The 22368-nt window shown below is 67.5% G+C and carries 14 protein-coding genes and 1 pseudogene; 1 reads left to right on the top strand and 14 read right to left on the bottom strand.

The genetic code is table 11. From position 1 onward, the window contains the following. Positions 1-104 precede the first annotated feature (104 nt). Together N7640_RS17550 and N7640_RS17545 are read right to left on the bottom strand one after the other, a co-directional pair. Entirely contained in the window at positions 105-3071 is a 2967-nt protein-coding gene (locus tag N7640_RS17550) for a Tn3-like element TnAs1 family transposase (RefSeq protein WP_001138014.1), read from the bottom strand. A gap of 3 nt (positions 3072-3074) precedes the next feature. Then, on the bottom strand, positions 3075-3635 hold the full coding sequence (locus N7640_RS17545; protein ID WP_001161490.1) for a recombinase family protein: 561 nt from the start codon (positions 3633-3635) through the stop codon (positions 3075-3077). Positions 3636-3944: 309 nt separating this feature from the next. On the opposite strand from N7640_RS17545, the pseudogene N7640_RS17540 reads away from it, so the two are divergent. After that, positions 3945-5521 (top strand): annotated as a pseudogene (locus N7640_RS17540) (PAS domain-containing methyl-accepting chemotaxis protein). 147 nt (positions 5522-5668) lie between these two features. Here N7640_RS17540 and N7640_RS17535 read toward each other — a convergent pair. The 12 genes from N7640_RS17535 to glgA form a co-directional block, all read right to left on the bottom strand. Next, positions 5669-5881, bottom strand: coding sequence for a hypothetical protein (locus N7640_RS17535; RefSeq protein ID WP_279902563.1), 213 nt, complete (start codon positions 5879-5881; stop codon positions 5669-5671). 44 nt (positions 5882-5925) lie between these two features. Then, positions 5926-6909, bottom strand: coding sequence for a lysylphosphatidylglycerol synthase domain-containing protein (locus N7640_RS17530; protein ID WP_220815108.1), 984 nt, complete (start codon positions 6907-6909; stop codon positions 5926-5928). After that, the gene (gene clsB / locus N7640_RS17525) at positions 6906-8117 is read right to left on the bottom strand and encodes a cardiolipin synthase ClsB (protein ID WP_279902562.1); all 1212 of its coding nucleotides are present in this window, start codon (positions 8115-8117) and stop codon (positions 6906-6908) included. The genes N7640_RS17530 and clsB overlap by 4 nt, the downstream gene beginning before the upstream one ends. Further along, the gene (locus N7640_RS17520; protein WP_279902561.1) at positions 8114-8896 is read right to left on the bottom strand and encodes an endonuclease/exonuclease/phosphatase family protein; all 783 of its coding nucleotides are present in this window, start codon (positions 8894-8896) and stop codon (positions 8114-8116) included. The genes clsB and N7640_RS17520 overlap by 4 nt, the downstream gene beginning before the upstream one ends. Then, positions 8893-9792 carry a DUF72 domain-containing protein gene (locus tag N7640_RS17515; protein WP_279902560.1) on the bottom strand — a complete coding sequence of 300 codons (900 nt, stop codon included), beginning with the start codon at positions 9790-9792 and terminating at the stop codon, positions 8893-8895. The genes N7640_RS17520 and N7640_RS17515 overlap by 4 nt, the downstream gene beginning before the upstream one ends. Positions 9793-9862: 70 nt before the next feature. After that, positions 9863-11146: a glutathione-dependent formaldehyde dehydrogenase gene (locus N7640_RS17510; RefSeq protein ID WP_279902559.1), complete on the bottom strand. Its 1284-nt coding sequence runs from the start codon at positions 11144-11146 to the stop codon at positions 9863-9865. A 449-nt stretch (positions 11147-11595) separates the two neighbouring features. Further along, complete coding sequence (glgX, locus tag N7640_RS17505) at positions 11596-13722, bottom strand: glycogen debranching protein GlgX (RefSeq protein ID WP_279902558.1); 2127 nt, start codon at positions 13720-13722, stop codon at positions 11596-11598. Positions 13723-13731: 9 nt separating this feature from the next. Further along, a complete protein-coding gene (locus tag N7640_RS17500) occupies positions 13732-14004 on the bottom strand; it encodes a DUF2934 domain-containing protein (protein WP_220815102.1) in 273 nt (90 codons plus the stop codon). After that, a complete protein-coding gene (locus N7640_RS17495; protein ID WP_279902557.1) occupies positions 13991-16798 on the bottom strand; it encodes a malto-oligosyltrehalose synthase in 2808 nt (935 codons plus the stop codon). The genes N7640_RS17500 and N7640_RS17495 overlap by 14 nt, the downstream gene beginning before the upstream one ends. Continuing rightward, a complete protein-coding gene (malQ, locus tag N7640_RS17490; protein WP_279902556.1) occupies positions 16791-18848 on the bottom strand; it encodes a 4-alpha-glucanotransferase in 2058 nt (685 codons plus the stop codon). Before malQ ends, N7640_RS17495 begins: the two co-directional genes overlap by 8 nt. Continuing rightward, on the bottom strand, positions 18845-20599 hold the full coding sequence (gene treZ / locus N7640_RS17485; protein WP_279902555.1) for a malto-oligosyltrehalose trehalohydrolase: 1755 nt from the start codon (positions 20597-20599) through the stop codon (positions 18845-18847). The genes malQ and treZ overlap by 4 nt, the downstream gene beginning before the upstream one ends. Further along, positions 20599-22095: a glycogen synthase GlgA gene (glgA, locus tag N7640_RS17480; protein WP_279902584.1), complete on the bottom strand. Its 1497-nt coding sequence runs from the start codon at positions 22093-22095 to the stop codon at positions 20599-20601. The genes treZ and glgA overlap by 1 nt, the downstream gene beginning before the upstream one ends. Between the last annotated feature and the right edge of the window lie 273 nt (positions 22096-22368).

Below are 22368 nucleotides of genomic sequence, written 5' to 3'. Positions count from 1 at the left end.
CACGGCCACCAGCTGGGGCGCGCCCGCCAGGCGCACATGCTCGCGCCAGTCGCCCGCCCAGCGCTCCAGATGGGGAGCCCGCAGAATTCGGAAAAAATCGTACGCTAAGGTTTTCCGGGCATCCGTAAGGGCCGAAACTTCCCGTCTTCCAGTCTGCGGCTCTGCCGCCAGACGTAATCGCCGGTTAGGTTGATGTGCTCCCAGCCCAGCGGCGACAGGAATTGCAGCAGCTCGCCGTCCACCGGCTTGCCGGCCTCGACCAACCCCTGGGTGGCGCGTTCCAGGTACACCGTGTTCCACAGCACGATAGCCGCCGTCACCAGGTTGAGGCCGCTGGCCCGGTAGCGCTGCTGCTCGAAGCTCCGATCCCTGATTTCCCCAAGGCGGTTGAAGAACACCGCCCTGGCCAGCGAGTTGCGCGCCTCACCTTTGTTCAGGCCGGCATGCACGCGGCGGCGCAGTTCAACACTTTGCAGCCAGTCCAGGATGAACAGCGTGCGCTCGATCCGGCCCAGCTCGCGCAGGGCCACGGCCAGTCCGTTCTGGCGCGGGTAGCTGCCGAGCTTGCGCAGCATCAGCGAGGCGGTGACGGTGCCCTGCTTGATCGAGCTGGCCAGGCGCAGGATGTCGTCCCAGTGGGCACGCACGTGCTTGATGTTCAGGGTGCCGCCGATCAGCGGGCGCAACGTCGGGTAGGCTTGCACGCCCTGCGGCACGTACAGCTTGGTTTCGCCGAGGTCGCGGATGCGCGGCGCGAAGCGGAAGCCTAGCAGGTGCATCAGGGCAAAGACGTGATCGGTGAAGCCGGCCGTGTCGGTGTAGTGCTCCTCGATCCGCAGGTCGGACTCGTGGTACAGCAGGCCGTCGAGCACATAGGTGGAATCGCGGACGCCGACATTCACCACGCGGGTGCTGAACGGCGCGTACTGGTCGGAGATATGGGTATAGAACAGCCGTCCCGGCTCGCTACCGTACTTCGGGTTGACGTGCCCGGTGCTCTCGCCCCGGCCACCCGCGCGGAAGCGCTGGCCATCGGAGGATGAGGTCGTGCCGTCGCCCCAGTGGGCGGCAAAGGCGTGGCGATACTGGTGGTTGACCAGCTCGGCCAAGGCCGCCGAATAGGTTTCGTCGCGGATGTGCCAGGCTTGCAGCCAGGACAGCTTGGCGTAGGTCAGGCCGGGGCTCGACTCGGCCATCTTGGTCAGCCCGAGGTTGATCGCATCACCGAGGATTGCGGACAGCAGCAACGTCCTGTCTTTGGCCTCGGCCCCGTCCTTCAAGTGGGTGAAGTGGCGGCTGAAGCCCGTCCAGTCGTCCACGTCCATCAGCAGTTCGGTGATCTTGATGCGCGGCAGTAACTGGCTGGTTTGGTCGATCAGCGCCTGCGCCCGATCCGGCACCGCCGCATCCAGCGGGGTGATTTTCAGCCCTGACTCGGTGAGGATGGCATCGGGCAGCTCGTTGTCCTTGGCCAGGCGGGTGACGGTGGCCAACTGCTCGTCCAGCAGCTGCAAACGCTCTTCCAGGTACTGGTCGCTGTTCGGGTTGATCGCCAGGGGCAGGGCCTGCTCGCGCTTGAGTGCGGCGAACTTCTCGGCCGGCAGCAGGTAGTCGTCGAAGTCGCGGAACTGCCGCGAGCCCTTGACCCAGATGTCGCCGGAGCGCAGGGCGTTCTTCAGCTCGGACAGGGCGCAGATTTCGTAGAATTTCCGGTCGAGGCCTTCCGGGGTGATCACCAGCGGCTTCCAGCGCGGCTTGATGAAGGCCGTGGGTGCATCGGCCGGCACCTTGCGCAGGTTGTCGGCGTTCATCTCACGCAGGGTCTGCACGGCTGCCAGCACGCCTTGCGCGGCCGGCGCGGCGCGCAGTTCCAGCACCTCCAGCAAGGCCGGCGTGTAACGGCGCAGGGTGGCGAAGTTCTCGCCGACCAGGTGCAGGTGGTCGAAGCCTTCCGGCCGGGCCAGCAGCTCGGCCTCGCTGACGCTCTCGGTGAACTCGTCCCAGGGAATCACCGCCTCGATGGCGGCATAGGGGTCGCTGCCGCTTTCCTTCGCTTCCAGCAGCGCCTGGCCGATCCTGGAGTACAGGCGCACCTTGTCGTTGATCGCCTTGCCCTGCTTCTGGAACTGCTGCTGATGCTTGTGCTTCGCGCCGCTGAACAGCTTGACCAGGATGCGGTCATGCAGATCGACCAGCTCATCGATCACGGTCGCGGTGCTCTCCAGCACCACGGCGGCCAGGGTCGCGTAGCGGCGCTGCGGCTCGAACTTACCGAGGTCTTTGGGCGTCATCTGCCCACCCTCGCGGGCCAGCTTGAGCAGGCGGTTCTGGTGGATGTGCCGGCCCAGGCCTTCGGGCAAGTCCACCAACTGAAATGTCTTCAGCCGCTCGATGTGTTCCAGCATGTGCCGAGAGTTGGGTTTCAGCGGTGCCTGGCGCAGCCAGGTCAACCAGGTGATGCTGCTGCCGGCCTTGAGCTTCAACAGCTCGTCCAGCTTGGCCCGATGCGAGTCCGTGAGTGGTTCGACCAGGGCGCGGTAGACCCGCCGATTGGCTCGCGCAATGGCTTCCGAGCAGGCCCGGTCAATCACGCTCAGCGCCGGCAGGATGCGTCGTTTCTGCCGTAGGCTCTCCAGGGCCTGACCGGCCAGCAGCAAGCCTTTGTCGGTCTGCTGGGCCAGCTCGGTTAGCTCGCGCACCAGGGCGCGGAAGTCGGACAGGCCGAACGGGGCCAGTTGCAGGTAGGTGCGCAGTTCCTGGGCATGCTCGCGACGGGTCACGTCGCGCTCGCCGTACTTTGCCCAGCTCGCCGGCTCGGCCTGGACTTGCTTCGCCACCCACAGGATGACCGGCTCGGGCAGCTCGCTGTCGGTTCCCAGCGCGTAACCGGGGTAGCGCAGCAGGCAGAGCTGCACGGCGAAGCCGAGGCGGTTGGCGTCGCCGCGTCGCTGGCGGATCAGCGACAGGTCGGAGTCGTTGAAGGTGTAGTAGCGGATCAGGTCATCCTGGCTTTCCGGCAGCGCAAGCAGGGTGTCCCGCTCCGTGGCCGAGAGGATCAAGCGACGCGGCATGTGTCAGTCGTCCGTGCGGAGGTACTGGTAGAGGGTTTCCCGGCTGATGTTGAACTCGCGGGCAAGCTGCGCCTTGGGCTCGCCGGCCGTCGCTCGCTGCCGCAGGGTAGCAGCCTGCTCATCGGACAGGGCTTTCTTGCGGCCCCGGTACGCGCCACGCTGCTTGGCCAAGGCGATGCCCTCACGCTGCCGCTCGCGGATCAGGGCGCGCTCGAACTCAGCGAAGGCCCCCATCACCGACAGCATCAGGTTGGCCATCGGCGAGTCCTCGCCAGTGAACACCAGGCCCTCCTTCAGGAACTCGATGCGCACGCCGCGCTGAGTCAGCTTCTGTACCAAGCGACGCAGGTCATCGAGGTTGCGGGCCAGCCGATCCATGCTGTGCACCACCACTGTATCGCCTTCGCGGACGAAGCTCAGCAGCGCTTCGAGCTGGGGGCGCTGGGTGTCCTTGCCCGATGCCTTGTCGGTGAACACCTTGCTCACCTGGGTTTGTTCCAGCTGGCGTTCCGGGTTCTGGTCAAAGCTGCTGACCCGGACGTAGCCGATGCGGTGCCCCTGCACGATGTCTCCTTGGTTGAAGGCGGCTTAAGTGCACTTTCTGTTCCGTTGTGCCTCAAAGCCCATTTCTGTCAGGCTGAAATCTATAACCTTCGCGGGCATGTGTCAAAAAATGGGAAAGCAGACTCTATTCTGACGAAGCGGCGCGGCCCTGCCTGACATCAAGTTAGGGTATAGCCTAGATTGACATGCGCGATGCAACCCTTAACTTGCTTGCACCTATCGTTTCCATGCTAGCTTTATCGTAACGCTCAAGAAATTGGGCTTAATGCCGAAAACAATAAAATAAAACAGCCAACCCTTGAGGTTCTTATGCGCCAGAATTTACCAGTGACGGGGCGAAACTTAGAACTCCCAAAAGATGCCAATATTCTTTCGACTACCTCCCCTCAAAGCCATATCACGTACGTTAATCCTGACTTCATTAAAATCAGTGGTTTCACTGAGGAAGAACTATTAGGCCAGCCTCACAACATCGTAAGACACCCAGATATGCCGCCTGCTGCATTTGAGCATATGTGGAGTACATTAAAATCTGGCCGCTCATGGATGGGGCTAGTAAAAAATCGCTGTAAAAATGGCGACCACTATTGGGTAAGTGCTTATGTAACGCCAATAGCTAAGAATGGTTCGATTGTTGAATACCAGTCTGTAAGGACCAAGCCTGAACCTGAGCAGGTTTTGGCTGCGGAAAAATTATATGCTCAATTGAGAAGCGGGAAGGCCGCAGGCCGAAATTGGCTGCTAGCTTTTCCGTGAAAATACTCTTGCTCATATGGGGTAGTATTATATCAAGCGCAATGGCTGCCGGCATGCTTACTGATACATCAATAAGCAGCTTATTGTTAGCCACTTTAATGTCAGGAAGCTTAAGCTCTGTTAGTGTTTTGGCTATTCTCTCTCCTCTTGGAAGACTGGTTGAAAGAGCCAGGAATATTTCCAATAACCCATTAAGTCAATCCCTCTACACTGGGCGCACCGATGAGTTTGGCCAAATAGAGTTTGCTTTACGAATGATGCAAGCTGAAACAGGCGCCATAGTAGGTCGCATAGGTGATGCATCAAATCGGCTTAGCGAACACACCCGAGGCCTACTAAAGGATATTGAGTCAAGCAATGTACTTACAGTTGAGCAGCAGGCAGAGACAGATCAAATAGCAACGGCAGTAAACCAAATGGTGGCAAGCATTCAAGAGGTTGCGAGCAATGCACAGCATGCTGCAGATGCGGCCGGAAGAGCAGACACTGAGACGGCATCTGGCCAGCGTCTGGTAGCCCACACAAGCCAGTCAATCACTGCCCTTGAAGGTGAAATTAGGCAAGCCGCTCAGGTTATTCATGAGCTTGAAGGTCAAAGTAACGAGATATCAAAAGTTCTTGACGTTATACGAGGGATCGCCGAGCAAACGAATTTGTTGGCACTCAACGCAGCAATTGAGGCCGCGCGTGCTGGTGAGCAGGGGCGTGGTTTTGCTGTTGTCGCCGATGAGGTTCGCAGTCTTGCTGCTCGCACACAGCAATCGACAACGGATATTCAAAGCATGATCAGCGCTCTACAAGAGCGAGCGCAATCCGCTGTTACAGTCATGGAGCAAAGTAGTCGGCAAGCGCACACGAGTGTAGCTCACGCAGAGGAAGCAGCTACAGCTCTTGATGGAATTGGCCAACGCGTTAACGAAATTACCGACATGAACGCGCAAATAGCGACTGCGGTCGAGCAGCAGGGAGCAGTAAGTGAAGACATAAACCGCAGTATTATCAATATACGCGATGCTGCTGATACCAATGTACAGACCGGGCAGAATAATTTGCAAAGTGCGAAATCTGTCGCTCAGTTAACTAGCGCTCTGAGCGAACTGGCAAAACAGTTTTGGGAAAAACGAGGATAACGCTTTTCAGTATCTCGACAGGGATAACTTACTTTACCATCGGTTATCCCTTTTAGCCGCACAAATTTTAGCCATGGCTTTTCAGGAAGTCAGGGCTATCAGAATGGCCTTAGAAAGCCTAGTCAAAGAGCTGTCACGAGAACACCGTTAGCTTAGCGTACGATTTTTTCCGAATTCTGCGGTTCCCCCCAGATCGTTCAGGCCCAGGGCGATGCTGCCGCCCCGTTCTCCATGGCCGCCGCCGATGGACTCGGAGAAGACGAAAGGCGTGGTACTCGCCCGGTCCAGATGCAGGGCGTACAGGTGATGGGTGGCGTGCTCGGCGGTGGGCGCGGCATTGCGGCGGGCGACAAGAAGCATGGCGGTACGGGCGCTGAGGGTTCAGCGCGCCGTTATACACCAACTCAGGCGCCTTCCGACTCCAGCCGGCCGGCGCGTTCCGATTTTTGCCGCAGTTTCTTCGCCCGTTTCTCCAGCACCAGGTAAACCACCACGGCCACCAGCAGCGGCAGCAGCAGGTAGATGGCGCGGTAGCCGATCAGCGCGGCCAGCACGGCGCCCTTGGGCACCTGGTCCTGGAGCATGGCGATGAACACCGCCTCCAGCACGCCGAGCCCGGCGGGAATATGGGTGACCACCCCGGCGATGCTGCTGACCAGCATGATGCCGAGCACTGTGGGGTAGTCGACGCCCTTGGGCAGCAGCAGGAACACCAGCAGGCTGGACAGCGACCAGTTGCACATGGACATGCCGGCCTGGGCCAGCGCCAGCTTCAGCGACGGCAGGGTCACCTCGTGGTCGCGCCAGGACCAGGAGCGGCGCGTGGCGAAGCGGCACGCCAGCAGGTAGGTGGCGGCGACCAGCAGCAGGCCGATGCCGATCGCCTGCAGCGCGGTGGCGCCGATCTCCCACTGCTCGGGCAGGCGCACCAGGCGCAGGGAGAACACCCCGCCGGCGAGGATCATGTAGCCCAGCCAGTTGGTGATCAGGCTGAAGGTGAGGATGCGGGTGACGGTGGCCACGCCGAGCCCCAGCCGTGAATACAGCCGGTAGCGCAGGGCGATGGCACCGACCCAGGAGCTGAGGTTGAGGTTGAAGGCGTAGCAGACGAAGGTCAGCGGCAGGATCTGCCGTGCCGGCAGGCGGTGGCCGGTGTAGGCGCGGCCGAGCAGGTCGTAGCTGCTGAACAGCAGGAAGCTGGTGGCGGTGATCGCCACGCAGCCCGCCAGCATCAGCGGGCTGTAGCTCTTCAGCGCCTGCACCACCTCGCTCCATTCGAGGTTCTTCACCAGCATGAACAGCAGCACCGGCACCAGGATGAAGAAGAGCGCCGTGAGCAGGCGCTTGCCCCAGCGCAGCCAGGGGTTGGTCTGGGTCTGCTGGCTCATGATGCCTTGCCCTGCGGGTAGATGTTCTCCGACGCGTCCGCCGGCTCGGGGTGCAGCGACGCCAGCCGCGGGGCATGGGCCGGGAACCAGCCGGCGATGGCCGGGAACAGCCGGGTGAAGTGGAAGCACAGGAAGATCAGCGGCGCGCGCCACCAATAGCCGCGGATGGCGCGCTCCAGGCTGATGCGCTTGCAGTGGTCGCCGGCCAGCCCCTGCAGGTGGTCGTGGAGCTGCCGGTTGAAGCGGCGGTCGCGGATGATCAGATTGGCCTCCAGGTTCAGCGCCAGGCTGAGTGGGTCGAGGTTGCTGGAGCCCACCGTGGTCCACTCGTCGTCGGCCAGCGCCACCTTGCCGTGCAGCGGCCGCTGGCAGTATTCGAAGATTTCCACCCCGTCGCGCAGCAGGTAGTTGTAGAGCAGGCGCGAGAAGCCCCGGGCCCAGGGCATGTCCGGCTGGCCCTGGAGGATCAGGGTGACGCGCACGCCGCGGCGCGCCGCGTTGCGCATCTCGCGCAGCAGGCGGTAGCCGGGGAAGAAGTAGGCGTTGGCCACCACCAGCCGCTGCCTGGCCGAGCGGATGGCCTGCAGGTACTGGGTCTCGATGTCCCGGCTGTGGCGCTCGTTGTCGCGTATCGACAGCAGCATGCGCGCGCTGCCGGCCGGGTCGGTCTGCGGGCGCACCTCGCTGGGCGCGTCCAGCGCCGGGCGCATCAGGCGCAGGCTGGCGCGGTGCAGGTCGGCGACGATCGGCCCGGTGACTTCCACCGCATAGTCCTGCTTGGCCATCGGACCGAAATCGCCCAGGTGGTCGGCCGAGTAGTTGATGCCGCCGACGAAGGCGCGCTCGCCGTCGATCACCACGATCTTGCGGTGCAGGCGGCGGAACAGGTTGGTGCGCACGCCCAACCGGCGCGGGCTGGGGTCGAACACGTGGATGTTGACCCCGGCGCCGGTCATGGCGGCGACGTACTCGCGGCTTAGCTCGGCGGTGCCGTAGCCGTCCACGGTCAGCTCCACCCGCACGCCGCGGCGGGCGGCGTCGATCAGCACCTGCTGCAGCTCGTTGCCGACCTTGTCCTCGTAGATGATGAAGGTCTCGATCAGCACCTCGTGGCGGGCTGCGCGGATGCACTCGAACACCCGGGGGTAGTATTCCTCGCCGTTGATCAGCAGCCCTACCTGATTGCCTTCGCGCCAGTCGTAACTCATAGGTGGATCTCCACGGCCAGGGGGGCATGGTCGGAAAGGTGGGACCAGGGGTGGCTGGACAGCACCACCGGCTCATGGCTGGTGGCGTTGCGCACGTAGATGCGGTCCAGGCGCAGCATCGGCCAGCGGGCGGGGAAGCTCCTGGCCGGCTCGCCGAACTGGCTGGCGAAGACTTCGTGCAGGCCCTGTTCGGCGAGAATCGCGCCGGCCCGCAGGCGCCAGTCGTTGAAGTCGCCGGCGACGATCACCGGGTCGTCCGCCGGCAGCCGCTCCAGCAGGCCGCAGAGCAGGGCCAGCTGCTGCCGGCGATGGCCTTCGCGCAGGCCCAGGTGCACGCAGATGGCGTGCACCTGGCGCGGGCCGGGCACGTCCAGCACGCAGTGCAACAGGCCGCGCTGCTCGACCACGCCGATGGACACGTCGAAGTTCTCGTAGTGGCTGATGGGGAACTTGCTCATCAGCGCATTGCCGTGGTCGCCGTCCGGGTAGACCGCGTTGCGGCCGTAGGCGAACTGCGGCCACATGCTGTCGGCGAGGAACTCGTAGTGCGGCGTCTGCGGCCAGTTGTCGTGGCGCCGGGCGTGGCGCTGGTGGGCGCCGAGCACTTCCTGGAGGAACACCAGGTCGGCGCCGGTGGCGCGCACCGCCACCCGCAGTTCCGGCAGGATGAAGCGCCGGTTGAGCGGGGTGAATCCCTTGTGGGTGTTGATCGTCAGCACCTTGATCCGGTGTACCGCGGGGGCGCTGTCGACGGTCATGATCGGCACGGAATCGCTCATGCCTGGGCTCCTTGGCGTGGGCGGGGCGACAGCCCCAGGCTTTCCAGCAGGTGGCGCGCGTCGTAGGGCGCGCGCACCTTCACGTCGTTGTCGAAGTAGCAGTACAGGTCGCGCCGGCGCTTGGCCGGCTTGTGCCCGGGGTCGATCAGGCGGGCGTCGTCCGGCTGCTCGCCGGTGGTCCAGGCCTCGATGCGCGCCTGCCAGCGGCGCAGCGCCTGGGGCGTGTAGCCGCTGGCGTACAGTTCCGAGTCGCCGTGCAGGCGCAGGTAGAGGAAGTCGGCAGTGACGTCCTCGGCGCAGGGCCACTTGCCCGCGGTGTCCGCCACCACCAGGGCCACCTGGTGCCGGCGCAGCAGCTCGACGAAGGCGGGCGTGGCGAAGCTGTCGTGGCGGATTTCCACGGCGTGGCGCAGGGCGGCGTCCGGCGCCGCTTCCAGGTAGCCGGGCCGATGCAGCCGGGCCTCGGCGTGACGGGCGCAGGCGCGGGCCTGCTCGGTGTCGCGCGGCAACTGGGCGAGGAAGTCGCCGAACAGCACGGCATCGAAGCGCAGGCTGGGCGGGAACTGCCAGAGGAAGGCGCCCAGCTTGTCCTTGAGTTGCAGCGGCCCGGAGGCGAAGAAGTTGGCCAGCGGCTGGGCCGGCTCGCGCAGGCGCAGCACGTGGGTGATGTAGCGCGGCGCCTTGACGCTGAAGACGAAGTCCTCGGGCGTCTCGGCGTACCAGCCGGCGTAGCGCTCGGGCGTCTGCAGGCCGTAGAAGGAGCCGTTGATCTCGATGCTGTTGACCTGCCGTGAGGCGAACTCCAGTTCCCGGCGCTGGACCAGCCCCTTGGGGTAGAAGTCGCCACGCCAGGGGGCGTAGCGCCAGCCTGAAATGCCGATGCGGATATCGCTCATGGAGTCTCTCGGGTCCTTTTCTCCGGGGTCGCTCGTTCTGCCGGGTTTCTCCAGCGGTGCCTGGGCGCCGTCATGGCCGGCGGGGCGCTGGGGAGTTCTCGATGGCGTCGTCCAGGGGCTGCCGCTCGATCCGTTCCTCGCTGCCCACGCCCAGCTGCATCTGCGGGTGCAGCTCGACCTTGATCCAGCCCGCGTCGCGCCGGTCGAAGGCCTTGAACGCCTCGATGGCGTCGCTCATCGGCTTGACCTGGGTGAGGATCTTGGCCGGGTCGATACGGCGGTTGAGCACCAGGTCGATCAACTGCGGGATGTACTTGCGGTGATGGCAGTTGCCCATGTTGATCGTCAGGTTCTTGTTCATCGCCATGCCGATCGGGAAGTGCCGCGCCTGCTCCGGATAGACGCCGATGATCGACAGCGTGCCGGCCTTGTCGAGCGCCTCCACGGCCCACTGCAGGGCCTGGCTCGGCGCCTTGCCGGGGTGCCAGGTGGCGCCGTCCGGGTGGGTGTTGGGGGCGACCTCGGCCATCTCCTCGCGGAACGCGCCGACCTGCGGCGCAGTGGCGTGGCAGGGGCACTCGGCGTCCACGCCGACGGCGTCGATGGCGCGGTCCACGCCGATGCCGTTGGTCAGCCGGCGCAGGGTCTGCACCGGGTCCTCGCGGTCGAAGTCGATCACTTCTGCACCCTGTTGGCGGGCCATGCGCAGGCGGTCTTCGAGATGGTCGATGGCGAACACCCGGGCGGCGCCGAGCAGCTTGGCGCTGGCGATGGCGAACTGGCCGACCGGGCCACAGCCGAACACGGCCACGGTGTCGCCGGGGGTGATCTCGGCCATCTCCGCACCGAAGTAGCCGGTGGGAAAGATGTCCGAGAGCAGGATCGCCTGGTCGTCGCTGATCTCGCTGGGCAGCCGCACCAGGCCGACGTGGGCGAAGGGAATGCGCGCCTTCTCGGCCTGCAGCCCGTGGAACGGGCCGGAGGCCGAGGGGCCGCCAAAGAAGGCCGTGCCGGCCTGCTTGCCGTTGGGGTTGGCGTCATCGCACTGGGCGTAGTAGCCGGCGCGGCAGTAGGCGCAGTTGCCGCAGGCGATGGTCGAGGGGATCACCACCCGGTCGCCGACCTGCAGGTTGCGCACGTCCTCGCCGAGGGCTTCGACGATGCCGACGCCCTCGTGGCCGAGGATGGTGCCCTTGGCCATGCCGCTGACCGTGCCACGCACGAAGTGCAGGTCGGTGCCGCAGATGGCCGACGCGGTGATGCGGACGATGGCATCGGTGGGCGCTTGCAGCGTGGGCTCGGGAACGTCGTCGAGGCGGATGTCGCCCACGTCATGGAATACCACGGCTTTCATCTCGGCTGTCCTCCGTCCGGCACGGCCCGTGGGCCTCAATGGGCCTGCGCGCCGCCGCGCAGCACGGTGTCTTCGGTGGGACGCACGGTGCGGGTGATGATTTCGCTGGTTTTCATGTCGTCCCCCTGTGTCGAAAGTGACGCCGCCGCGTTCGCGGCGCCTACTCAGGTTGGGACTGGAGGGGGTGGAGGCGGTTCAGGGTTTTTTGAGACCTGGACGGGTGATTCGCAGGGTGCGCCGCGCGCACCATCCCGGCGCCATTGGTGCGCATGGCGCACCCTACGGGACCAGGCAGCGGATCATCCCCGGATTTCATCCGGGCTACACAGTGAGCGGGAATTCCTCCGGGTTGCTGATGGCCCGGAGGAAATCAGGATTTTTGCGCGACCTGTCGTAGGGTGCGCCATGCGCACCGCCTCGGAGCATCGGTGCGCACGGCGTACCCTACGTCACTCGCTTTCCTTCTCCAGCTTGAACAGCAGCAACGAGCGCGGAGCGGCTTGATAGCGGCTGTCGAACGGCAGGTGCTCGGTGGTGCGCTGGCGCGGCTGGTTGCTATCGAGCAGGTTGGTCCAGGCCGAGCCTTCGGCGACTTCCGGGAGGAGGAAGTCCACCGCTTCGTGGTGCGCGTTGAGGATCAGCAGCAGGGTGGCGTCCGCGCCGCTGCGGCGGATGCCGGTGGGTTGCGCGCGGCCGTCCATGAGCATGCCCATGCAGCGCGCCTCGCCGTCGTGCCACTGTTCTTCGCCCATCTCCGCGCCGTCCGGGGTCAGCCAGGTGACGTCCTTGATCCCCAGTTCCTCGTTGTAGTGGCCGACCAGGAAGCGTCCGCGGCGGAGGATGGGGTAGGCCCGGCGCAGGGCGATCAGGCGCCGGGTGAAGGCGATCAGTTCCTGGCCTTCCTCGTCGATGTTCCAGTCGACCCAGCTCAGTTCGTTGTCCTGGCAGTAGGCGTTGTTGTTGCCCTGCTGGGTGCGGCCGAACTCGTCGCCGGCCAGCAGCATGGGCGTGCCCTGGGAGAACAGCAGGGTGGCCAGCAGGTTGCGCATCTGGCGCAGGCGCAGTTCGCGGATTTCCGGATCGTCGGTGGGTCCTTCGCTGCCGTGGTTCCAGGAGATGTTGTGGTCGGTGCCGTCGCGGTTGTCTTCGTCGTTGGCCTCGTTGTGCTTGTGGTCGTAGGAGACTACGTCGCGCAGGGTGAAGCCGTCGTGGGCGGTGATGAAGTTGACCGAGGCGAACGGTCGCCGGCCGCGCTGGTTGTACAGGTCGCCGGAGGCGGTGAGGCGGCTGGCCAGCTCGGCCAGCTGGCCTTCGTCGCCCTTCCAGAAGGCGCGCACGTTGTCGCGGAACTTGTCGTTCCACTCGGCCCAGCCGGGCGGGAAGCCGCCGACCTGGTAGCCGCCCGGGCCGCAGTCCCAGGGTTCGGCGATCAGCTTGACCTTGCTCAGCACCGGGTCCTGGCGGCAGGCGACGAGGAAGCTGTGGCGCTCGTCGAAGCCGTCGGCGTAGCGGCCGAGGATGGTCGCCAGGTCGAAGCGGAAGCCGTCCACGCGCATTTCGGTGGCCCAGTAGCGCAGCGAGTCGGTGACCATCTGCAGCACGCAGGGGTGGGACAGGTCGAGGGTGTTGCCGGTGCCGGAGTCGTTGATGTAGTAGCGTCGGTCGTCCGGCATCAGGCGGTAGTAGCTGGCGTTGTCGATGCCGCGCATGCACAGGGTCGGGCCGCGCTCGTTGCCCTCGGCGGTGTGGTTGTAGACCACGTCGAGGATCAGCTCCAGGCCGGCGTCGTGCAGGTGGGCGACCATTTCCTTGAATTCGCTGACCTTGCCGCTGGCGAGGTAGGCCGGGTGCGGGGCGAAGAAGCCGATGCTGTTGTAGCCCCAGTAGTTGTTCATGCCCTTTTCCAGCAGATGCTGGTCGTTGACGAAGGCATGCACCGGCAGCAGTTCGATGCTGGAGACGCCGAGCGAGCGGATGTGCTTGAGCAGCTCCGGGTTCATCAGCCCGGCGCAGGTGCCGCGCAGGTGCTCGGGCACGGCCGGGTGGCGCATGCTGATGCCACGCAGGTGGGTCTCGTAGAGGATGGTGCTGTCCCACGGCACGCGGATCGGCGCCTGTTCGGCCCAGGTGAAGGCCGGGTCCATCACCTTGCACTTGGGCACGAAGGCCGCGCTGTCGCGTTCGTCGAAGCTGAGGTCATCGTCCGGATGGCCGATGGTGTAGCCGAACAGCGCCTCGGACCACTTGAGCCGCCCCACCAGCTGCTTGGCGTAGGGGTCGATGAGCAGCTTGTTGGGGTTGAAGCGGTGGCCGGCGTCCGGTTCGTAGGGGCCGTGCACCCGGTAGCCGTAGACCTGGCCGGGGTGGGCGTCGGGCAGGTAGCCGTGCCAGATCTCGTCGGTGTACTCGGGCAGCTCGATGCGCTCCAGTTCGGTCTGGCCCTGTTCGTCGAACAGGCACAGTTCCACTTTTGTGGCGTGGGCCGAGAACAGCGCGAAGTTGACGCCCAGCCCGTCCCAGGTGGCGCCCAGGGGGAAGGGGTGGCCTTCGGCGATACGCGAACGTGTGGCTTTCATGGGTGGGCCTCAGGCCTTGTTGCGCGGGGCGCGCGGCTTCTTCAGCAGCGCGGGTTTGTCGGCGGGGTTGGCGGCCTGGGCTTCCGCCTCGGCCAGGGTCACCGCCTTGGGTTTGCTGATGCGGCGTGGCCTGGGCGCGGCCGGCAGCTGTTCGCTGACCGCTTCGGCCTCGGCCAGCTTGCGTGCCATTGCCCAGTGGCGTTCTTCCTGGCCGGCGGGTTTGCCCTCGGATTCCCAGATCTGGTAGGCGAATTCGCGGACGCGTTGTTCATCGATGCTCATGGCTAGGCTCCTGGAGATGGGGTTTGAGGCAGAGCAGGTTGACGGGGAACTGCGCCAGCACTTCGGCCAGCGGCAGGTGGCCGCGATTGTCCAGTTGCCCGGGCGGCAGGATGCTGGTCAGGCTCAGGCCCGCCAGTTCCGGCGGCAGCACCACGCGGGTGTCGCCCCAGCGTTCGGCGGGCACGTGGGGCAGGGCCTGGTCGCCCAGCAGGCCGGTGGCCAGGTGCGGCACCACGGCCACCAGATGGGTGTCGCCCAGGCGGCGGACGAAGGCCAGCGCCCGCTCGGCGTGTTCGCCCTCGATCACCAACGGCCGGTAGTCGCCCCGGGCGAACAGCGGGTGGCGGGCGTGGCGGAGGGCCAGGACACTGGCGATCAGCCATTGCTTGACCCGGCCGTCGCGCCAGTGTTCGAGCAGCTCGCCCGGTTCGGCCAGGCCGTCGAGGGACTCGACGCGGGCGGTGAAGTCGACCGGACGGCGGTTGTCCGGGTCGACCAGGCTGAAGTCCCAGTATTCGCAACCCTGGTACAGGTCCGGCACGCCGGGCGCGGTCAGGCGCAGCAGGCACTGGGCCAGGCCGTTGAGGGCGCCGGCCGGGGCGATGGTGGCCACCGCGTCGGCCAGCTCCCCGCGCAGTTCGCGGCCTTCCGGCGCGGTCAGCAGGCGTTCGAGAAAGGTGTGGCAGGCCGCCTCGTGGGCCTCGTTCGGCGCGCTCCAGCTGCTGTTCAGCTTGGCCTCGCGCAGGGCCTTGCGCTGCCAGGTGAGCAGGCGCTCCAGATAGGCGCGCAGACCGGCGTCATCGTCCGCGTCGAGGTCCAGCGGCCAGCTGCCGAGCAGGGCCTGGTAGAGGATCAGTTCCTCGCCGGCGTCCGGTGCATCTTCTTGCAGGCCGGCGCGCAGCGGTGCGGCCAGCTCGCGCCAGCTGCGCACCCGCTCGGCGTACCAGTCGGCGCGCTCGCTCAGCACCGCCAGGCGCGCGCGGCTGTCCTCGCCGCGCTTGTGGTCGTGGGTGGCGGTGGCCAGCAGGTTGTCCGGCAGGCGCGCGGCGCGTTCACCGCAGCACTGGTGGAAGTGCTCCGCCGGGTAGCTGAAGTGCTCGGCGTCGAAGCCCACGTCGTAGCGCGACAGCAGCACGCCGGCGCGGTAGCAGGCGGTGTCTTCCACCGCCTTGGCCGCCACCGGTGAGGTGAGCTGCTGGAAGCGCCCCAGCACCCGGGCGCGCAGCTTGCGCGGGCGGCCCGGCGGCAGTTCGTGCAGCGGCTGGCCGCCGAGCCAGCGGTCGAGGTGTTCGAGCAGCGGCCAGTCGGCCTCGGCCAGGGTCCGGCGCGCGCCTTCCAGGGCCTGGCCGAACACCTGGCGGTCCTGCTCGGAGCGGCCACAGGCGTTGGCGTAGGTGCGGTATACCGGGAAGTGCACGATCAGTTCGAGCAGCGCGCGGCGGATCGAGGCCAGGGTCAGGTCGCGGGTGGCGATGTCGTTGCGTGCGACTTGGAGCAGGCCCTGGGCCACTTCTTCCAGGTCGCCGGTCAGGGAGGTGGTGAGCACCAGGCGGCGCGCTTCCAGCGCCTCGTCCTCGAACGCCGCCGGGCGCCCGCTCAGCTCGCTCCACAGTGCCCGCAGCGGCTGTTCGCCGCGCGGGTCGTGCTGCAGCAGGGACACCTGGTTCATGAAGGCGTAGCCGGTGCAGCCGGAGGTGTTCCAGTCGCCGGGCAACTGCTCGCCGTGGCCGAGGATCTTCTCCACGTAGATCGGGAAGCCCTGCTCGGGCTGTGGCCGCCCGGCCAGCAGCAGGTCGACGCGGCGGCGCAGGCGCCGGCAGTAGGCGCGCGGGTTGGCCAGGCCGTCTACGTGGTCGATGCGCAGGCCGTCGACCAGGCCCTGTTCGATCAGCTGGAATATCTTGGCGTGGGTCAGCTCGAAGACTTCCGGGCGCTCGACCCGCAGGCCGCCCAGTTCGTTGATGTCGAAGAAGCGGCGCCAGTTGATGTCGTCCGCCGCGGTGCGCCAGCTGGCCACCCGGTAGTGCTGGCGCTCCAGCAGCCGGTGCAGGCGCTGCAGGCCTTCCTCGCTGTCGCATCGGTAGCGGGCCAGGGCGTGGCGCACGGCATCGCCGCCGGCCTCCGGGCGGCCCAGCTGGGCCAGTTCGGCGCACAGGCCCTGGGCCGTCTGCCAGGCGTCGGGGGCGTCGCGCAGGGCCTCGAAGCGTGCGCCCAGCAGCATCAGCGCACCGTCCTCGCTGCCGCGCAGGATCTCGCCGTAGCTCGGCGGGGTGAGCGGCAGGCGGTGCTCGAAGTGCTGGGCGTAGAAGGTGCCGCGCTCCGGGTCGAAGTGCAGGGGGATTTCGCCGTTGGCCAGCACTTCGCCGTAGTCGCTGCGCAGGAAGGGCACCAGCAGCTGGCCGGCCAGCAGCGGGTCGTGGGAGTGCCACTGGATGTCGAAGAACTTGGCGAAGGGGCTGTCCTGGCCCCATTCCAGCAGGTCCAGCCACCAGGGGTTGGCGTCGCCGCCGACCGCCATGTGGTTGGGCACGATGTCGAGGATCAGGCCGATGCCGCGATCGCGCAGGGCCTCGACCAGGCGCACCAGGCCGGGCTCGCCGCCCAGCTCGGGGTTGATCCGGGTCGGATCGACCACGTCGTAGCCGTGCATGGAGCCGGGCCGCGCGGTGAGCAGCGGCGAGGCGTACACGTGGCTGATGCCCAGGCGCGAGAAGTAGGGCACCAGGGGCACTGCGTCGTGCAGGGTGAAGCCCTGGTGGAACTGCAGGCGCAGGGTGGCGCGCAGGTCAGTCATCGGCGGCCTCCCGGCGCGCGTCGGCGAGGCGTTGCAGGCGCCGCCGGGTGGCTTCGGTGTCCAGCAGTTCGCGCACCGCCAGGGCGTGGCGCCGGCGCCAGTTGGGGTGCTCGTCGCCGGGGCCGGGCAGGTTGGGCTGCTGGTTGTCGCCGAGGGCGTCTTCCAGGGGCAGCAGCACCAGCGGCGCCGGGGTGCCGCCGAGGTAGCCGATGGCGGCTTCCAGGCAGGCCTCGGCGTCTTCGCCGTCCGCCAGACCGGCGTGTTCGCCCAGGGCCTCGACCAGCGCCGCGCGCTCGCGGCGGCGTTCGGCGCGGTCGCCGTCTTCCTGGTCCGCGTGGCTGTGGCCGGCGCGCAGGCGCCAGTCGATGTCGTGGCCGGCCAGCCAGCCCTTGAGGCTCGGCAGGTCGTGGGTGGTGCTGGTGGCGAGGGCGTCGCGCGGCCACTGGCGCGGCGCCACGAAGCGGCCGTCCTGCTGCTCGAACAGCAGCACGCGCATGCCGAGGATGTTGCGCCGCGCCAGTTCCTCGCGCAGGCCCTCGGGCACGGTGCCCAGGTCCTCGCCGATGACTAGGCCGCGGTGGCGGTGGGATTCCAGCGCCAGCAGGCGCAGCAGGTCGGTGAGCGGGTAGCGCAGGTAGGCGCCGTCCTGCGGGGCCGCGCCGTGGGGGATCACCCACAGGCGCTGCAGGCCCATGATGTGGTCGATGCGGATGCCGCCGGCGTGGGCCAGGTTGGCCCGGAGCATTTCGATGAAGGCGCGGAAGCCGTGGCGGCGCAGGCCGTCGGGGGAGAAGGCGGACACTCCCCAGTTCTGCCCGGCGCGGTTGAGGATGTCCGGCGGCGCGCCGACCGTGACCCGGGGCAGCAGCTCGTCCTGGCGGGTCCAGGCCTGGCTGCCGCTGCAGGCGGTGCCCACCGCCAGGTCGGCGATCAGGCCGATGCCCATGCCGGCGCCGGTGGCGACCGTCTGCGCGTTTTCCAGGCCGCGGGCGATCAGCCACTGGCCGAAGGCGTGCAGGCCGACCTCGTCGGCGTAATCGGCGGCGAAGCGGGTCACGGCCGAGTTGCGCGGGTCGCGCAGCGCCTCGGGCCAGTCGCGCCAGTCGCCGGATTCGCCGCGGCGCAGCATGTGGCCGTGCAGCGCCTCGAAGCGGCAGTGCTGGAGCAGGGCGTCGCCGCCCTGGTCGCAGAAGGAGGTGAAGTCGCCGAGCAGGCTGCCGTCGCTCTCGCGGAAGTCGCGGTAGAGCTGGGCCAGCAGGCGCTGGCGGGCCTCGCTCACGGCGGGCCAGTCGATCAGCTCGTCGCGCTCCAGGCGGGCCATCTCGTCCTGCAGCCCGCAGGCGGCGATGGCGCGGGCCACCGCGTCGCTGCCGAGCACGGTGCCCGGCGCGGCGTGCAGCACGTTGAAGAACAGCCGGCTGGAGGGCGAGTAGGGGCTGTAGTGGTCGCGGGCGGCGGCGAACATGGCGTGCACTGGACTGATGGCCAGGGCGTCGGCGCCCAGGTTGGCGGCGTGGCGGGCCAGGTCCTCCAAGGCGCGGGTGTCGCCCAGGCCGCCGTCGCCGGGGCGGCGCAGGGCGTACAGCTGGGCGGTCAGGCCCCAGGCGTGGCGCTTGCCGCACAGCTCCTCGACGCTGCGGCAGGCCGGCGGCGCCACGGCCAGGGTGACGCGCTGGTCGCCGATGTCCAGGCGGTGGTAGCCGGGCAGGTCGATGGCCGGCACGCGGGCCTGGTCGTCCAGCCGGCCGGAGAGCGTCTCGCCGTCCTCGCGGGTCAGTTTGTAGGCGCTGTCCGCCCGCTGGCCGGGGATGGCGATCGGCTGGCCCAGTTCGGCGGTGAGCAGCGGCGGCGTGGCGGCCTCGGCGGCACGCTGTTTCAGCTCGGCCAGACTGCTCTCGATCTGCCGTGGGTCCGCGGCCGGGTGGCCGAGGGCTTCCAGCAGTTGCCGCTGGGCCTCCGGGCTGACCCGTTGCGGGCGCCCGTTGGCGTCCGTCCAGTCGATGCTGAGGCCGGCGGCGTCGGCCAGTTCGGCCAGCAGGGCGTCACTCATGGCGCTATCTCCAGAACGGCCTGGGCACTGCGCGCCGGCAGCAGGCCCTGGCGGTAGTCGTCTTCGCCGACGCCGTGGGCACACAGCAGGTCGCCGGCCTGGGAACGGGCGCCGGTGGGCACCGGCGCGTCGCTCAGGTTGATGTCGATGCGCAGCAGGCGGCCGTCACCCAGGCGCCAGCCGGCGGACAGCGCGCCACGGGCGAGCACGTCCACGCCCAGCGCGCGGGTGCCTTCCAGCACCGGCACCAGCTGGCTCTGGCGCAGGCGCAGCAGGCGCCGGTAGAAGCTCAGCCAGGCGCGCTGCCGCGGCTGGTCGGCGGGGGCCAGGTCCGGCCGGGAAGCGTCGAAGGTGTCCTGGGCGTTGGGATCGGGGATGTCCAGCAGCAGCTGCGGGTCGGAGAAGCGCGAGAATTCGGCGAACTCGTGGCGGCGGCCTTCGCGCACCGCGTCCGCCAGCTCGCCCTGGTGGTCGGTGAAGAACAGGAAGGGCCGGGTCGAGCCCCATTCCTCGCCCATGAACAGCAGCGGCACCATGGGCGAGAGCAACAGCAGCAGGGTGGCGGCCTTCAGCGCGTCCTCGTCGGCCAGGGCGGCCAGGCGCTCGCCGAAGGCGCGGTTGCCGACCTGGTCGTGGTTCTGCAGGAACAGCACGAAGGCGCTCGGCGGCAGGTGCTCGCTGGGCTCGCCCCGGAGCTGGCCACGGCGGTCGGCCTGGCCCTGGAAGACGAAGCCCTGGGCCAGGCAGGTGGCCAGCTGGGCGGTGGCGTCGTCGGCGAAGTCGGCGTAGTAGCCTTCCTGTTCGCCGGTCAGCAGCACGTGCAGGGCGTTGTGGCCATCGTCGTTCCACTGGGCGTCGTAGCCGCGCTGCAGCAGGCCGGCGCGGTTGTCCTCGTTTTCCAGCACCAGGTGCACGTGGCGGCCGGGCTCGACCGCGGCCCGCACCCGGGCGGCCAGGTCGACCAGGAAGTCGTCGTCGCCGATGGCGTGCACCGCGTCCAGGCGCAGGCCGTCGACCCGGTAGTCGAGCAGCCACATCAGCGCGTTCTCGCAGAAGAAGTCGCGCACCTGCGGGCGGCGGAAGTCGATGGCCGCGCCCCAGGGTGTGTGCCGGTCCTCGCGGAAGAAGTCGCGGGCGTACTGGCCGAGGTAGTTGCCGTCCGGGCCGAAGTGGTTGTAGACCACGTCGACGAACACCATCAGGCCCATGCCGTGGGCGCTGTCGATCAGGTGCTTGAGCTGTTCCGGGGTGCCGTAGCTGCCGTCCGGGGCGAACGGCAGCACGCCGTCGTAGCCCCAGTTGCGCCGCCCGGGGAATTCGCCCAGGGGCATCAGTTCCAGCGCCGTGACACCCAGTTGCACCAGGTGCGGCAGCAGGGCCTCGACGCCGGTGTAACCGCCGAGCAGGCCGACGTGCAGTTCGTAGATCGCCGCCTCGTGCCAGGGCCGGCCGCGCCAGTGCGGGTGGCGCCAGGCGTAGGCGGTGTGGTCGACCACCCGGCTGAAGCCGTGGACGTCGCCGAACTGGCGGCGCGAGGCCGGGTCGGGCACGCGCAGGCGGCCGTCGACGACGAAGCGGTAGCAGGTGTCGGCGGGGCACTCCAGTTCCAGGGCGAACCAGCCGTCCTCGCCGGCGTGCAGCGGGTGCAGCGATTCGTCCTGCAGTTCCAGGGCCACTTCCCGGCAGTCCGGGGCCCACAGGGCGAAGCGGGTGCGCCGTTCATCCAGGCGCTGGGCGCCGTGGCGGTACATCAAAGCGGGTCCGCGGCGAGACGGTCTGCACCGAGCAGTCGCTGATACAGCGCGTCGTAGGGGGCCACCGACTGGCGCCAGCACAGCGGCGCGGCCATCGCCCGGCAGCGCATGGCGTTGAGCAGCTCCGGGTGGTGGAACACGTTGAAGGCGCGCTGCACCGCTTCCAGGTAGCTCTCATGGCTGGCCTCGCGGAACAGGAAGCCGGTGACGCCGTCCTCGATGGTGTCGGCCAGGCCGCCGGTGCGCCGGGCGATGGGCAGCGAGCCGAAGCGCTGGGCGTACATCTGGCTCAGGCCGCAGGGCTCGAAGCGCGAGGGCATGAGCAGGAAGTCGCTGCCGGCGAAGATGCGCCGGGCGTCGGTCTCGTTGAAGCCGACGTGCACGCCGATGCGCCCCGGGTGGCGGCGGCCCAGGTCGGCCATCGCCGCTTCCAGTTCCGGCTCGCCACGGCCGATCACCACCAGCCGGCCGCCCTGGGCGACGATCGCCTCGGCCACGCCGAGGGTCAGGTCGATGCCTTTCTGCTGCACCAGGCGCGAGACCACGCCGAACAGCGGGCCGTCGTCGGCGTCCAGGCCGAAAGTCTGCTCGACGTAGGCGCGGTTGGCCTGCTTGCCGTGCCACTGGTGGATGGCGAAGCCCTCGACCAGGTGCGGGTCGGTGCGCGGTTCCCAGCTCTCGTCGATGCCGTTGATGATGCCGCTGAGCCCGCCGCTGGCGACCTTGGCGCGGAGCATGCCGTCCAGTCCGCAGCCGAAGTCCGGAGTGGTGATTTCCTGGGCGTAGGTGTGGCTGACGGTGGTCACGTGGCTGGCGTAGGCGATGCCGGCCTTGAGGAACGACAGCTTGCCGTAGAACTCCATGCCATCGCTGGCGCAGGCTTCGGCCGGGATGCCCAGCTCGGGGCAGGAGTGCACGTCGCACAGGCCCTGGTAGGCCAGGTTGTGGATGGTCAGCACGGTGGGCGTGCCGACCTGGCGCCAGGCCATGTAGGCCGGCGCCATAGCCGCCGGCCAGTCGTTGGCGTGGACCAGTTCCGGGCACCAGCGGATGCAGGCGGTGCCGCTGGCGATCTCGGCGGCGGCCAGGCCCAGGCAGGCGAAGCGGATGTGGTTGTCCGGCCAGTCGCGGCCCTGGCTGTCGCCGTAGGGCGTGCCGTCGCGCTCGTAGAGTTCGGGGTTGATCACCACGTAGACGATCAGACCGTCGGCCAGGTCCATGCGGCCGATCTTGCACGGCGGCAGCGCCGCCATGCCGGGAATCTCGCCGACGATGCGGATCTGCTGGCCGCTTTCCATCACCTGGCGGTAGCCGGGGATCAGCACGCGCATGTCGTGGCGGCTGGCCATCGCGCGGGGCAGGGCGGCCGAAACGTCGCCCAGGCCGCCGACCTTGATCAGGTCGGCGAACTCCGAGGAGACGAAGAGAATCCGCTTCTTCTGTTCACGCAGACTCTCGACGTGCAATTGAGGCTGAGCCGGGAGATTGGCCATGTCTTGTGCATCGATACGAGCGGTCACTGCAGCGTTTCCCATGTCGTCCTCCAGTAGAATCGAGTTCCCTGCCGCCGGGGGTAGCCGGGCGAGGCACCGCGGCCACGTCGGCGCGTCCTGGCCCGACCGGCGTCGTCTAGAGCGACCGACTAACCCCATACTCTTTCCCTGACTGGAGCCGAAGCCGGAAAGTTTCGACTTTTTTCGGCTCTGCGACGGGGCTTTCGCTTGAACTTTGCGGGCCGCGCGAGCTTCCCATTCCGGGAGAGGCAG

It is taken from the genome of Pseudomonas sp. GD04015 (assembly GCF_029837675.1).
Lineage (GTDB): Bacteria > Pseudomonadota > Gammaproteobacteria > Pseudomonadales > Pseudomonadaceae > Aquipseudomonas > Aquipseudomonas paralcaligenes.
The sequence above is the reverse complement of the archived record's forward strand: the minus strand, read 5'-3'. Positions and strand labels throughout refer to the sequence as shown.

Bases quoted from the DNA above. Each gene is read 5' to 3' on its own strand.
- N7640_RS17515 (WP_279902560.1), bottom strand. From the start codon at position 9,792: ATGAGCGATATCCGCATCGGCATTTCAGGCTGGCGCTACGCCCCCTGG.
- glgA (WP_279902584.1), bottom strand. From the start codon at position 22,095: ATGGCCAATCTCCCGGCTCAGCCTCAATTGCACGTCGAGAGTCTGCGT.
- N7640_RS17550 (WP_001138014.1), bottom strand. From the start codon at position 3,071: ATGCCGCGTCGCTTGATCCTCTCGGCCACGGAGCGGGACACCCTGCTT.
- N7640_RS17500 (WP_220815102.1), bottom strand. From the start codon at position 14,004: ATGAGCATCGATGAACAACGCGTCCGCGAATTCGCCTACCAGATCTGG.
- N7640_RS17510 (WP_279902559.1), bottom strand. From the start codon at position 11,146: ATGAAAGCCGTGGTATTCCATGACGTGGGCGACATCCGCCTCGACGAC.
- N7640_RS17520 (WP_279902561.1), bottom strand. From the start codon at position 8,896: ATGAGCGATTCCGTGCCGATCATGACCGTCGACAGCGCCCCCGCGGTA.
- N7640_RS17495 (WP_279902557.1), bottom strand. From the start codon at position 16,798: ATGACTGACCTGCGCGCCACCCTGCGCCTGCAGTTCCACCAGGGCTTC.
- glgX (WP_279902558.1), bottom strand. From the start codon at position 13,722: ATGAAAGCCACACGTTCGCGTATCGCCGAAGGCCACCCCTTCCCCCTG.
- clsB (WP_279902562.1), bottom strand. From the start codon at position 8,117: ATGAGTTACGACTGGCGCGAAGGCAATCAGGTAGGGCTGCTGATCAAC.
- treZ (WP_279902555.1), bottom strand. From the start codon at position 20,599: ATGTACCGCCACGGCGCCCAGCGCCTGGATGAACGGCGCACCCGCTTC.
- N7640_RS17535 (WP_279902563.1), bottom strand. From the start codon at position 5,881: ATGCTTCTTGTCGCCCGCCGCAATGCCGCGCCCACCGCCGAGCACGCC.
- malQ (WP_279902556.1), bottom strand. From the start codon at position 18,848: ATGAGTGACGCCCTGCTGGCCGAACTGGCCGACGCCGCCGGCCTCAGC.
- N7640_RS17530 (WP_220815108.1), bottom strand. From the start codon at position 6,909: ATGAGCCAGCAGACCCAGACCAACCCCTGGCTGCGCTGGGGCAAGCGC.